Consider the following 12,537-nt stretch of genomic DNA (forward strand, 5'->3'; position numbering starts at 1 on the left):
CTATTGCCCTGCCAGGATCAGGGCTATCAGCAGATTGTCGAAGTTGTCGACATTTATACAGATATCCGCGAGAGGTCCGAGCGACGCCATATTCGCCTTGGAGCCGACCCCGATGATGCAGAGGCTGGCGTAACGGTTGGGAAAGGACTTCTTGATGCTCTCTACCAGTCCCGGGTCGGACGAATTGTCCTGGCCGCTCGTGACGATGATGATGTTCTTGGCATATTTGCCGGATAGAGATTTTTCCTTCTCCATGCACTCCAACAGCCCCCTGCCGATGGCGGTGTACACGGAAGAGTTTTTGTACTTCGGGTGGGGCATGGTCGCGATCTGCTTGACGACCCGCTGGATTGCCTCTTCGTCGTCGCACTTGAAGAACGGCATTCCGGTGTAGTCATCGTCCCCGCCGAAGAAGTTGACGCAAAGCCAGTCGGACCGGCAGGCCGGGTTGTTTTGGGCGCGGACATAGTAGGCCGTAATGAACTTGATGGCGGCGAGGCGCTCCTTCTGGAAATCCTCCTCGGACACCGAGCTGGTGGCGCCCAGGAGCAGGCAGTTGATCATGGGAGTGGAGGCCGTGGCCGTGGTCCCGGCCAGGACGATGGCGAGAAGAAACAGTTTCCGCAGCATTTTCATGGAATGGAAGCTCCGTTGTGGCATGGATTGCATGGATGCGGGGGGTGGCAGGTGCCGACGCCTCGGTTCAGCCGCCGAACGCGGCCAGGTCGGCGAGCGCCTTGCGCGCCGTCTTGACATCACGCGCGTCAAGCTCAGCCTTGGCACCGAGTTCGGCCAAAGTCCCGAGGGCCTTTGCCATCCCTTCCGGGGGGGCTTTGTCCTTCCCAATCTCGGCGAGGAAGACGCTTGCCGTCCGCAGGCCGCCGAGGATCAGATCGGCAGAGGGGAGTTCCGCCGTTTCGGCCGCCGTCAGGGCCAGAAGAGTGCTTTCGGTCCATTCCCCCAGCCGATAGTGGACGAGCTGCCCCTCCGCCTCCACGAAGGCTTCGAGCCACTGGTCGAGGATGGGGATGGCGGCCTTGCGAACCGCGTCGAAGTCCCCGGATCTGGCCACGTCGGCGGTGTGGCTCACCGCGATGGCCAGTCCGGCGGGTGCCCCGGTGGCCTGGAATCCACCGATCAGGCTCACCGCCGTCTGCTGCACGCGCTTGCTGTCGGCGGCCGTGACAGCCACCTTCAGGTCGGCCATGAGCATGCCCAGCTTGAGCGAGCCGCTCTCGCGGGAGACGCTGGTGGAGAACCCATAGGTCGGATCGCCCTTCCCGGCGGGGAGAGCGGCCGTCAGTTCGGCGGCGGATACATGCCGGAGCAGATTGCCGAGCATCAGCGTGGAGTCGGGCACGGCCAGCAGACTTCCTTCCCCGGCCGGGGCAAAGGGGGCCTTGCCGTTGTCCGGCGGCGCGGCAAGGGCGTAGAGCCCGATGCTGGCGGTGATGGCGAGCAGAATCCGTTTCATCTCTTGTTTCCCCTTGGTTGCGGTGTTGGCATACGTCGTCCTTCGCCTTGGGAGGCGGATTTCATACTGGTTAGCGTTCTTGTTCGGGTGGCTCCGGCGGTGGCTGGCACTCCCAGACTTCGACGAGCCTGCTTGCCTGCCAGAGGCCTCCCCGGTCTCCGTGGCGGCGGAATTCGAGTTCCGCCTCGGTCCGCATGGATTCGCCGGGGGCGTTGCCCGCTATTGCGCTGCCCTTGTTTTGCCCGGGGTCCGGGCCGGACTGGGCGAGAAGGACGGAGCGGAGCACGACCCGGTCGTCCACGACGACGACGAGCCCGATGCCGTTGCGGCTCACCACCCGGCACTCGGTATTACCCCACCAGAAGACGCGCTCGAAGGCACCCCATTGCCGCAGGCGGAGTGCCGCCGTCTGGTCGCGCAGGAGGTCGGTGCCGCAGTTCGCCGGCAGAGAGTCGAGACAGGCGGTCGCACAGACGGTAAGCCCGCTCCAGTCCGGCATGCCCACGTCGCTGGTGGCGGGCGGAAGAGCCGCAGGGGACGGCGGGACGGTGGTGCCTGGCAGGCTGCCAAGCCAGGCCGCGAGGGAGGGGTCAAGACGGATGGCTTCGCGCGCCGTTTGGACGGCGCGCTCCCGGAAGGCGGGTCCCAGGCAAGCCAGGGCCAGAGCCTCGTTGGCTTTGGCGGGGGCATAGGCTTGGTCGGCGGCGGCGGCCCGGGCGAACCACGCCGCTGACTGGCGGAAATGGGCGGCGGCGGCTTCGGGGATATCCCCCGCTGGCATCTCGGCTATGGGCGCCAATGCCTGGCGCTGGCTTTCGCCCGAGTCCCACATAACGGTTCCGGCGTGCCTGCGCAGAGGGTTGTCCCCCGGCAGCAGACGGCAACCGAGCGCCAGATGGCAGGCTCCGATGTTCGTCGCGGCCGCGCGGGACGGGAAGCTGCGGTGGAAGGCGGAAAAGAAGGCCAGGGCCAGTTCGGTCTGCCCCATGCTCGCCAACCGCAGCCCGGCGTCGAAGGTGGCCATGGCCTCCTGCATGTCGCGGAGACCCGCCAGAAGGGCCGTCGCGCGAGTCCGCGCGTCGGGATGGCGGCCATCTCCGACCGGACGGCCGAGGGCGGACATCCAGAAGTCGAAGAAGTCCTCCCCGCCCGGTCCCTCGATCAAGCGCCAGACCTGGTAGCCGGCCAGCGCGGCATGCATGAGGCCCGCCTGGTCGGCCGCAATTTCCTTGGCCTGGCAATGGCGCAGGGCGAGAGCCCGGCGGCGCTCGGCATCCAGGCCGTTCCCGTCGGCGAAGGCGAGGGCGGCGTCCGTCCCGTCCAGCAGAACCGCCACTGCGTCCGCGGCACCGTGCGCCGCCGCGGTGCGGGCCTGACGCAGGTCGCGGAAATGGCCGTGGGTCAGATGTCCGAGTTCGTGGCCCAGCAGAAACGCAAGGCGGGTGTCGCCGACTGCCTCCGAAACCCCCTCGACGCAGAGCGCGACGGCCGCCCGGTTGACCGCGATGCGGTCGTCCGGCAGGGCCAGCACCAGCGGGCTTCCCGGTCCCTCCAGCAGCGTCAGCACATCCTCCGCCAGGGGCGGCAGGCCGGGGCTGCGGTCGGCCACGGCATAGATTCGGGCGAACACCGCCGCCGCCCGCCGGGCCGGTGGCGAATCCGCAGCCATCCCCCCATGCAGCCGGAGAAGATCCGCCGCCCGGGGACCGGGTTGCGCCTCGCGCGCGACACCGGCGAGCGCGAGGCATAGACACCCCGCTGCCAGCGCCCGAACCGCGATCCGCACCCCTGTTCCGCCCATTGGCTATTCCCTTCTGACCCTCTCGGCTGCCTAGTGCGAGAGCCTTGCCTTGGTCGGCGTCCCCCTCCGTTCAGCAGGGCGTACCGTTCTTGCCTTTTTACTCTAGGCGATGGTCTGAACCTGTGCAAGGGCACCGTGCGAGTATTTTCGCTGCCTGTCCCGACGTCCTCTTTTTCGTACTGCCTATTCCAGTACAGCAGGCATTACAATCCAGCTGCTCAAGCCTTTCGTTGAAACGCAAAACACGCTACCACATCGACCGCAATCTGTTCCAGTTCAAAACGTCCCTCCAGATCCGCACGGTAAACCCTCATAGGAACAGATTCCGGTTCGGCCGCGAGCGCGTGATAAGCGTCAATGAACCGGCGTCTGGTTTCCGGCTGGAGCAGCCATTCTCCTGTTAGCCCATGCTTCGCCACTTTGTCCAGAATCGTCTGTTCGGTGTTCAGCAACAAAACGGTCAAGTGGGGATAAGGCAGACACAGGTTCCTGGCTTCCGGCAGATCGGTCGAAACGAAGACGGTCGGCCAGCCTCGATCCCACACCAAAACCTCCCGGTCGGCATGTTCTTTTCGAATTCCCTGCATCACGTCGTTTATCCGCTGGGAAGCGCACAGCGGATCCGTCTCCCAAAGCGGATACACCTCCACCTCTCGAAACGGTGCCGCCACTGCTACGGAAACACCTTCCGCCGCCAGACGAGCAACCAGTGTATTAACCAGCGGTGTCTTGCCCCCGCAATCCGTTCCGTCAATAACGATTTCAAACGGGGTCATTCGTCGCCTCCAACGCTTGCTCAAATTGTTTCCACCGTGCCAGAAGCAGATCAGGGCTGCCGTCCTTGCGCCAGATGTCCTTATCATAATCCTCGCAGGCGGACAGGGATTTGATTCGCATGTTATCGGGCGATATTTCTCCGCATACCACATCGCCGCTTTCATTCATAAACAAACAGAAGTCCAACACATCGAATCCGGCACGTTGACATGTAGATCGGACTACCGAAAAAACCCGCAGCGCGGTGTGCTCTGCCGCCGTCGTGTCGATCAGCCGTTCGGCCAAATACATCGGAAGTTGTTCATCGCGCAACCGGTCACCATTGCTATTCGTCAGCGGATTGCGGTAGTCGAATCGAACATAAGGGGCATGCGCCTCTCCCTTTGTAAACGACTCCCCGTAGCGATCCATAATCTCAAATATGCCGTCATAAATATGCGCCGGGGTGCCGACCAGTGCCGCCTTAACGATCACCTCCACCGGAGGCACCCGTTCCTCGGTCACGAGCGCAAAATCGGAGCCTGCCGCCAGCACGCAGGTCTTTATTCCCTCCCTATGCAGCCAATCCCAGAACAAGCATGAAATCCTCATGCGAAGCCCATCCGTTCCCGCGACCTCGCCAGCCCGGTTGATCCGGTACGAGTAGACCGTCGGCAGAAAGCGTTGAACCAGAATTCCCGGCACATCGGTTCGTCGAATCTCCTTGCTGTTGCCCCGATGATACAACGGCAGCGATAAAAACCGTTCGCCGCTGTCCAGCAGAAGACTGCGCACGGCATCCGCATCCAGCCCCAACCGGTTGAATGCCGGGTTGCGGCAGAACACTCGCATGACATCATCATTCTCGCGCATCATGTTACCCATCGCGTTCCCTCCCATCTACCAGAAACGGGTTCAGTTGCAGCGGCTGGCCGCAGGAGTCCAACTTCACCGGAAAGTGAAACCACTCCAGCCGCCGCTGCAACCACCGCGTCACCCGGCTGTCCTTGCGGGAAAAACTCATACCGATGTCTTCATTATTTTCTTAATCCGACAATCTGCCATGCCTTTTCGCAGTCTATATCAACCTCAACGATGCTGCGATGCGGTCCCCCAAGTAGGCAACCTTGCAGAAGTCTTGGAAGGTGCAGTTACGTGCATACATCTGTATTGATATCTCAAGTTCGGAGCCGAGAGACGGGTCCTTAGCAAGCCGACTTGAACTAAGCTCTCGCGTAACCTTCTCTGCTGCGGGATTGTCAACAATAATGACATAGTGCCTGCCCCATTCAGACCCCTGCGTGTCATAATGGGTGAATGCAACATGACCATTGCCTTCATTTGTGTGAAGGAGGTGGATTCCAACAAGCTTGCCAGAATCTTTCGGAATGACGTTACCCGATGTCAGGTAATCATCGAATCGTCTCGCAACCTCAACAAAATAATGTGGGCGCGAATCTAGTGTGTTGAAGCGAAGGCGCTTCCCGGCCTGTAGCGCGATTCCTGATGTTACGTAAATCCGCAGGAAGTGTCCATCACACTCACGCTTGAACCGTCGCGCCTTGGCATCCTCAATTCCTGTGCGGATACTCTTGACCTCCCTCATTAATGTGCGGAGCGGTTGGCGACCTGGCTCCCATTCCTCCCATCCGCCAAGATCCAGTGTGTAGCGAACACCGTGCCGCCATTCAAAAGTCCGGGTCATTGGCGGTGCCTGCTGGTCCAGTATGGGAAAGGTGAATTCGGAACCTACATGCAGGGAGATTGCCGCAGAAAGCATTTGCCGATCTTTGTCCGATAGCTCTGCCAAATCTTTTCCAAGATGGACTGCCGGTTCACCAGAGATGGCGGGGACATCCGCGTAGAGTTGACCGTGATCGGGGCAGGTTATATTGAGAATTCGGTCACGCGGAAGTTTCGATGTCAACGAGGATGCCTCACTCTTGCAGTAAGGTGAGCCCGCGTAACACGCATTGGTGATACAGATGGCTTTAGTGGATGCCTCCACTGCATCGTCAATGGCTCGTTGGAACTCCTCCGGCTGCATGGCGATCTTCTCCTTCTGATCAGCCGAAATTTCATACTCGTCAAACCACACTGGAACTCCGCCAGCCATAAGTTGCTCGGAGAGGAAACGGACGAATCGGGCATCGGTCGTGCGGTAACTCATGAACAAACGACTTGAGTTCGAATCTCCCCTAAAGGCGAAAGTGGAGAGTGTTTTTGCAAGATCGTGTTGCCCGTTCTCCCAGGCAAGGGTTATGGCAGAAATGCCCCCCATCATGTCTGCATGGAAGGCGAGAAGCGGATTGCCACCTGCACGGAAAAGAGCTTCTGCGATAGCTCTATGGCCGCCTTGAGCCGCCAGATGAAGAGGAGTAAGTCCTTCCGGCGTTTGCGTGTTCGGGTCAGCTCCGCTTGATAATAGTTGCTCGACAACATCAAGTTGATCTTGGATCAAGCCAGGGGCTCCGCTGCTTTGCGAGCGGAAGAGATCAGTGCGCTTGTTCTGCCTTCGCGATGCGGCGCTCGCGGCGAGATGGAGAGGTGCCGACCCTTTACTATCCTGAGCGTTTGGATCTGCTCCCGCATCAAGCAACTGCCTAACGACAGCAGGACGTCCATTCAACGCAGCCACAGCTAAAGCTTGATTCTTTCCGGTGGCATCAACATTGTGCCCCAGAAGGAGTGCAACCATTTTCGCATCTGCTTCTGATGCTGCGACTTCGAGTGCGGTTAAGACTTCATTCTTGGTGGAGGCATTTACATCCGCCCCGTTCACCAGCAGGAGTTTCACCTTATTGTATTCGCTTCTTGAGACTGCGACGTGTAAAGGATAATATCCCAGAGAATCAGGACTGTTGACATTGATCAGTTCTGAACGGAGCGCATTTTCTAACAACGCCGTGTCACCATCCGTAATTATCGTCGTCGCAAGGCCTTTGCGAATATAGTTTTTTGCAACCGTGAGATACTTCCAATTCATGTGGAGGGTCATGCAAACAAGGCTCACCAATAACAACTTTCTCACCCAAACGATTTCTGGCGCAAGAAAGGCTATTGCGACGAGAACGATAACGCACAAGACACTAGCTGCAACAAGGAGAATTCTGAACAAATGCGCCGCCTGAACTTTCTTTTGCACCGGCAGAGTTGTGTTGGACCTTGCTATGTAAAGAAACAACACAATATTGCCCGCCATGCACGACGCAAATAGAAGGTTCAATATGGCCTCGCCCGAGTAATTGGCAATGATACCCGTTTGTGCCCAAGGCAAAACACCGGATGCAAATATCGTAGTTATAACATTCATAAAGACTCCTTCGATATCGTATTATTCATTTGGTCCGCCCTTTCATTGCTTGCGAAACAAGAGGATTGCTCCAATGACCAGCCCGATGATAGGTAGACCCCTAACCCAAAACATTTTTTTCAGGAAGTGCCCAAATGGGCCCTGTGTCACCCTCCGACGCATTTTATGACGTGCCCAACAACGACGCAAGTATTCAAGGTGATTACAACTCGATTGAAGTGTTTTAGCAAGCCGCGCAAAGTTTTGAGCGCGGGCTAACACATCCTCCCTGCCGTTATGTCCTTGCAGAATGTGAACTGCTTCAGCGCAGAGGCACTCGGTTTTATTCCATCTGTCGTTGTCCGCCATGGGGCCGAAATGGAGGTGAACATACGCGAGGTCGAGAAGTCTCTCTGGCAACTGGTAGTAATTTCCCACAAACCGACAACAGGAGATTGCCTTCTCGTAGTATTTGGCCGCCTGCCTGCCATCGCCCGACACAATACTGCATTTCCCCAGCAGGGCGTAAGCCGATGCGAGCTTGTCAGGATCGGCGATGGATTCCTGCTCCACCATCTGCAACACTTGCTGGGCAATTCTTCTGGCTTGAGTTTTCTTGCCCATAAGCAGACGGATTCCAAAACAGCCGTGAAGTGAATCCAGTGCCATTGAACCATCGTTAGTCTGCCTGGCTGCAAAGTATTCCATTGTGAAACATTTGTCAGCCTCTCTAGCTTCGCAATGCAAATCCCATAGCGATTTGAACCCTGTGAATTGAAGTAAAAAATTGACTTTTTGGGTATGCGCCGTCCCCAGCGCACCGCTTGCAGTGCCTTCGAGTGAAATATTACCCATATCATTGGCGCGTCCCCATGCATTGAGATAGCATGTGATCGCCATATCAAACTCCCCGCCCGACAATAACAAAGCCCCTTGGCTCATCTCCAGTTTGGCCAGTTGGAGTCCATTGGTAGCCTCATCTTTCATGAGACGTTCTCGATAGAGTCTAATTGTGCGAAGTGCCAACTTGCGGCCTTCACTGTCATACAAGCAGTATTGAGCAGCCAACTCGCAGAGGATATCGAGCCGGTTTGCTGTCAGGGCGGATTCGGGGCCATCCATATGCCGTCGTAATCCGACAACAAAGTGGTCGGCCTTTTCACGCTCCATTGTCCTCCAGAAGATATCGGCATCGCGTATACTGGTCTGACACATAGCCTCCAGCCAGACGAGATCGTTCAATAACCGCCGCGCCAGTTCCCAATGCTTTGCCTCAACGGCATTCCACGGTGCTTCCGCAGCCATGCGGGAAGTAACAATAGGGGTTTCATATCGCGTTGCGAAATAGTTTGCCAATGCATGATGGGCCTGCCGTTTTGCTTCGTCTATAGAAAGAGCCCGTCCGAAAAGCCCTGGCGAGAGTCTTGCTTGAGTGCCATGGCGGCTGTCGGGGCGGACGCCAACTGCCAGGGCGGCGGCGACCCGACTATTTTACCCGGAAATATTAGCAGCTAGGAAGAATTCTTTGATTTTTTAAACGCGCGCGGCGCATTTCACCCGTTAACCTTATTATTTCTGTCTATTTATGTCATGTTTTGTCTATTTATGCCGTGTTTCTCATCTTCTCTTCCTGCTCCTGAGCTTCCTTAGCCTTTCTGGCGCGGACCATCAGGATGCGGTCGACGTTGTAGGCGATGATCTTCTCCAGCATTTCCGCTCTGACGTTTTCCAGTCCGCAGCGCCGCATTCTGGCGAAGAAGTAGCCATCCTTCATGACCGCCATGAGGGACTCTACGGCGGAGCGTCGCGCGCGTTGCTCAATGGCTTCGGCGCTGTCCCATTCCCCGGCCGGGGTGATCTTCTTGCCCTTGGCGCCGGAGAAGGTGATCAGCTTGACGCCCAGTTTGAGCGCGGCCTCGCGGTTTTTCTGCGAGGCGTAGCCATCGTCCGTGGTGATCTTTTCCGGCACGGCGCCGATGCGGCCGGCGACGGCTTCGATCGTCTTGACCAGCACGCCGCTGTCGGCGGTGTTGCCCTTGTCCAGCGCCAGGTCGACGATGAAGCCCGCACGGCTGCGGGCCAGGCCGGGACGGTAGCCAAGTACGGTTTCGCGGTCGCCTTTGATGATCAGGGCCGCGTCGGCGTCGGCCAGGCTGAGCAACTTCTCGTCCATGGGCACGGCCTCGTGTTTGAACACTCGGCGCCGGATTTGATTGCCGGCCTTCCAGGCGTTGACGAGGGCCTGGACGCCATCGATCAGGTGTCGCTCCCGCTTGGCCTGAAGCTGCGGAGCCAGCTGGGCAGCGTCTTCTGCGAACAAGGTCTTGTAGAGCTCTTTCATGGGGGCCATGGCCTTGTCCATCGTGTCAAGCATCTTGCGATACAGCTTCCGTCTTTTGCTCGGAGCCTTCTTGCCGCGGGCCATGTTGATGTCACGCGCCAGGCTGACAATCGTGTCTTTCCAGGTTGGCATCCAGCCATCGGTGAACGTGACCACTCCCAGTTTCCGCAAGGTCCAAAGCTCGATGAAGGCTCGCTGCAGGCTGCGAGCGGCCAGGCTGGCGTCATTGGGAAACGCCGAGTTGGCGCACACCGCCGTGCTGTCAATGCAGATTTCCTTGAAGTCGTCAAGCTCCTCGGTCAGGCAGTCCTGGAGCTGGGCATCCAGTATGGCCTGCCGCGTCGCGTTGGTCACGGCGTTGAGGTTGTCGACCAGCGCCTGACGCGATGGCAGGCGAAGACCGCGAGGCGACAGCACGGCCTCGATCGTCTTGTACTCGCAGAAGCGCTCGCAGGCGTCCTGGTCGCTGACCGAACCATAGCGGCCGCGCATGAGCAGAAAGAGAAAGACGACCAATGCCGGCATTCTGGGGCGACCAGTCTCAAGGGTACGGGGGGCGACGCTGGGCTCCGCCTCGGGGATGTTACTCAGCAAGGCCGGCAGGGCTGGCAAGACTGCCCGTGCCGCTTGCCGCTGGCGCGCACGCTGGGCCTTCTTCCGCAAACCGTAGGCATCCAGGTCGGCGTCGATCATCGGCAGCAACTCGCCATGGCGGTCGATGAAAGCCAGCATCTCCGCAGCGAAATCAGCCAAGTCGCTGTCGGGAGTGGTCGAAAACAACTGGTAATTTGGAAAGAGAAAAATACATTCCATGGCGTGCCCCATTATGTTTGTGCGACCTTTCTTCGCGGAATTCGATCGCGTTCAGCATAATGTGGCACTTTTTTTTGATTTGTCTCGCGCGTGCGCGCATTATGCGCGCACGCGAGGGCTTTTCGGATGACCTCTAGAAAGCAGTTCCGCCTCGACCGCCTGGCGCAGGAAGTCGTGGCCGAATGCCCACAGGCTGCCGCGCTGGACGAGGTGCGGTTCTATTGCCAGCAACAGCGGACGCCAGGTTTGCCGATCCATCGGGCCATGCTCATCGGCGAGTAAGTCCAACCACTCGTTTTCGCTCAGACCCTGGCGGGCGGCCCAGAGGTGGAGAAGGGATCGGTTCACCAAGTCACGTCCAGCATGGAAATCGTTCTGCCAGCGGTGGATCACCAAGCGGAATAGGTCTTGAGGCGTGGTCGCCGTCAGGTATTCGGCAACCTTGTCCGGCAGTTTGTCGAAGTCGCCAAACTGCCGCAGTTCCTCCAGCACGGTGCGCAGGAACAAGGGGTTGGCCGTGCCTGCGGAATCGAGGACCTGCTTGCGCAGGGTTATTCCCAGTGCCTTTCGGTAGTTCTTCAGGAAGGCGTCCATCATCCGTCCGCGCTCGCCCGTGCCAGCCAGCTGGCCGCGCTCGTCGGTGTCGGCCAACGGCAGCAGGTGCTCGGTCCAGCCGCGCTCGCGCAGGACTTCGAGGGCCGGTCCGGGAAGACAGGAGACCACCACCCGGATGTGGGCGGGGAAGAATCGGGGCAGCCAGTTCAGACGGCGGTCCGCCTCGTCGCCTTGGATTTGATTGAGACCGTCCAACACCAGCACGATGGGCTTGCCGCCGCTGGTTTGCGCCAGCCACAGCGGCAGAGCCTCCCGCATCTTCTCGGGCGTGGAAGGTATTTCGTCACTGATTTTGGCCAGCCGCTTGAGCTCGCCCAGCAGACGGTGCAGGAACCCATCCACGCTGGCGCTGTCGGGAGTGGCTCCGAAGTAGTGCTCAAAAAGAAAAGTTGAAGAATGAGGGCGCTCGGCGAGTTCAGCCGAGCCGATGAAGGATGAAGAAGCGAAGGCGGCCAGCAGGGCGGTCTTGCCGCTGCCCGAGTCGCCGGTGACGACCAGTCCCTTGCCGGCAGAGGGCGCGGCCACGAACGCGGTGAGTGCCTGTGAGTGGCTGGGACGATCCACATAGGCCAGAGTCTTGCGCAAAGCATGGCTGCGGTGACCGGCGGCTTGCTGATCGAGCGGGTCGGGAACATCCTCTATCGGATAGAGCTTGTCGATCAGTTCGCGGAACTGCTTCTCAACAGCGGCGGCGAGTTCTTCGGGGGTCTTGTAGGGATCGACAAGCGGACGGCCGCTCTTGCGGATGGTTTCCTTGAGGGCGGCGAGTTTGGCTTTGCGCTCTTCGGTGCGCCGCGCGGCTTCTTCCGGGCCGAACGACGCGATGTCCTGCGGAATGTCGCGCTCGATCATCTCGGCCTGCTCGTAGGCGGGACGTGTCGCGACATACGCCGGATCGCGCAAATAGAAGAAGGCGTGGCCATCCATCTTCGGGTTATTGATCACACCGTGGAGAATTTCCAGTTCGGTGACCGAAGTCCGGTTGCCGACGTGTTCTTTGGTCCACGGTTCCTTCTCAATGACTTCCGGCGACACGGTATCGGGTATCCAGCCGTAGCGTTCGCCGAGGATGCCGATGAAATACGGACGGCAGGTATTGATTTCCTCCAGACAGATCGGCAGCACCTTGCCTTCCGCCGCCTCCTCCCTCGTGATGCCCCAGCGCAGGTCCACTTCGGTGAACGAGACGAACCGCTCGTCGCAAATCCGGCGCAGTTCGGGAAACACTTTCTTCACCAGCAACTCCCGCTCCTCCTGCATGTCGCGGAAGGTTGAGGAGATGAAGACGCGGATCTGGCGCTTGGGGAGAGGCTCTGATTTCAGTTCTTGTGGGTTCATGCTGTTCTGTTCCCTTTTAGAACCGGATGTTTCTGCATTGCTCATTGGCCTCTTTTTGGGCTGACGCTGCCCTTAATATCTCGTATGGTTTGAATTAGCTTGTGTAG

General features: G+C 59.0%; 9 protein-coding genes. All 9 read right to left on the minus strand.

All coding sequences use genetic code 11. The features are described from left to right. Positions 1–636, minus strand: a complete 636-nt coding sequence (locus J3R75_RS12920) for a vWA domain-containing protein (protein WP_307262146.1) — start codon at positions 634–636, stop codon at positions 1–3. A 67-nt stretch (positions 637–703) separates the two neighbouring features. Next, positions 704–1,474 carry a hypothetical protein gene (locus J3R75_RS12925; RefSeq protein ID WP_307262147.1) on the minus strand — a complete coding sequence of 257 codons (771 nt, stop codon included), beginning with the start codon at positions 1,472–1,474 and terminating at the stop codon, positions 704–706. Positions 1,475–1,544: 70 nt separating this feature from the next. Beyond that, on the minus strand, positions 1,545–3,275 hold the full coding sequence (locus J3R75_RS12930; protein WP_307262150.1) for a M48 family metalloprotease: 1,731 nt from the start codon (positions 3,273–3,275) through the stop codon (positions 1,545–1,547). A 218-nt stretch (positions 3,276–3,493) separates the two neighbouring features. Beyond that, a complete protein-coding gene (locus J3R75_RS12935; RefSeq protein ID WP_307262152.1) occupies positions 3,494–4,051 on the minus strand; it encodes a hypothetical protein in 558 nt (185 codons plus the stop codon). Beyond that, positions 4,038–4,907 (minus strand): phosphoribosylaminoimidazolesuccinocarboxamide synthase, encoded by an 870-nt coding sequence (locus J3R75_RS12940; RefSeq protein WP_307262155.1) that lies wholly within the window; start codon positions 4,905–4,907, stop codon positions 4,038–4,040. Before J3R75_RS12940 ends, J3R75_RS12935 begins: the two co-directional genes overlap by 14 nt. Before the next feature lie 202 nt (positions 4,908–5,109). Beyond that, positions 5,110–7,344 (minus strand): ankyrin repeat domain-containing protein, encoded by a 2,235-nt coding sequence (locus J3R75_RS12945; RefSeq protein ID WP_307262157.1) that lies wholly within the window; start codon positions 7,342–7,344, stop codon positions 5,110–5,112. Positions 7,345–7,386: 42 nt separating this feature from the next. Beyond that, positions 7,387–8,679, minus strand: a complete 1,293-nt coding sequence (locus J3R75_RS12950) for a hypothetical protein (protein WP_307262159.1) — start codon at positions 8,677–8,679, stop codon at positions 7,387–7,389. 247 nt (positions 8,680–8,926) lie between these two features. After that, complete coding sequence (locus J3R75_RS12955; RefSeq protein WP_307262161.1) at positions 8,927–10,477, minus strand: transposase; 1,551 nt, start codon at positions 10,475–10,477, stop codon at positions 8,927–8,929. A 99-nt stretch (positions 10,478–10,576) separates the two neighbouring features. After that, on the minus strand, positions 10,577–12,475 hold the full coding sequence (locus J3R75_RS12960) for a DUF4062 domain-containing protein (protein WP_307262163.1): 1,899 nt from the start codon (positions 12,473–12,475) through the stop codon (positions 10,577–10,579). Positions 12,476–12,537 lie beyond the last annotated feature (62 nt).

This window comes from Oligosphaera ethanolica, from assembly GCF_030814695.1.
Taxonomy (GTDB): Bacteria; Verrucomicrobiota; Lentisphaeria; order Oligosphaerales; family Oligosphaeraceae; genus Oligosphaera; species Oligosphaera ethanolica.

What these genes read in the sequence shown, in the direction of transcription:
- J3R75_RS12935 (WP_307262152.1), bottom strand. Translation starts at nt 4,051, where the DNA reads ATGACCCCGTTTGAAATCGTTATTGACGGAACGGATTGCGGGGGCAAG.
- J3R75_RS12960 (WP_307262163.1), bottom strand. Translation starts at nt 12,475, where the DNA reads ATGAGCAATGCAGAAACATCCGGTTCTAAAAGGGAACAGAACAGCATG.
- J3R75_RS12955 (WP_307262161.1), bottom strand. Translation starts at nt 10,477, where the DNA reads ATGGAATGTATTTTTCTCTTTCCAAATTACCAGTTGTTTTCGACCACT.
- J3R75_RS12925 (WP_307262147.1), bottom strand. Translation starts at nt 1,474, where the DNA reads ATGAAACGGATTCTGCTCGCCATCACCGCCAGCATCGGGCTCTACGCC.
- J3R75_RS12945 (WP_307262157.1), bottom strand. Translation starts at nt 7,344, where the DNA reads ATGAATGTTATAACTACGATATTTGCATCCGGTGTTTTGCCTTGGGCA.
- J3R75_RS12940 (WP_307262155.1), bottom strand. Translation starts at nt 4,907, where the DNA reads ATGATGCGCGAGAATGATGATGTCATGCGAGTGTTCTGCCGCAACCCG.
- J3R75_RS12930 (WP_307262150.1), bottom strand. Translation starts at nt 3,275, where the DNA reads ATGGGCGGAACAGGGGTGCGGATCGCGGTTCGGGCGCTGGCAGCGGGG.
- J3R75_RS12920 (WP_307262146.1), bottom strand. Translation starts at nt 636, where the DNA reads ATGAAAATGCTGCGGAAACTGTTTCTTCTCGCCATCGTCCTGGCCGGG.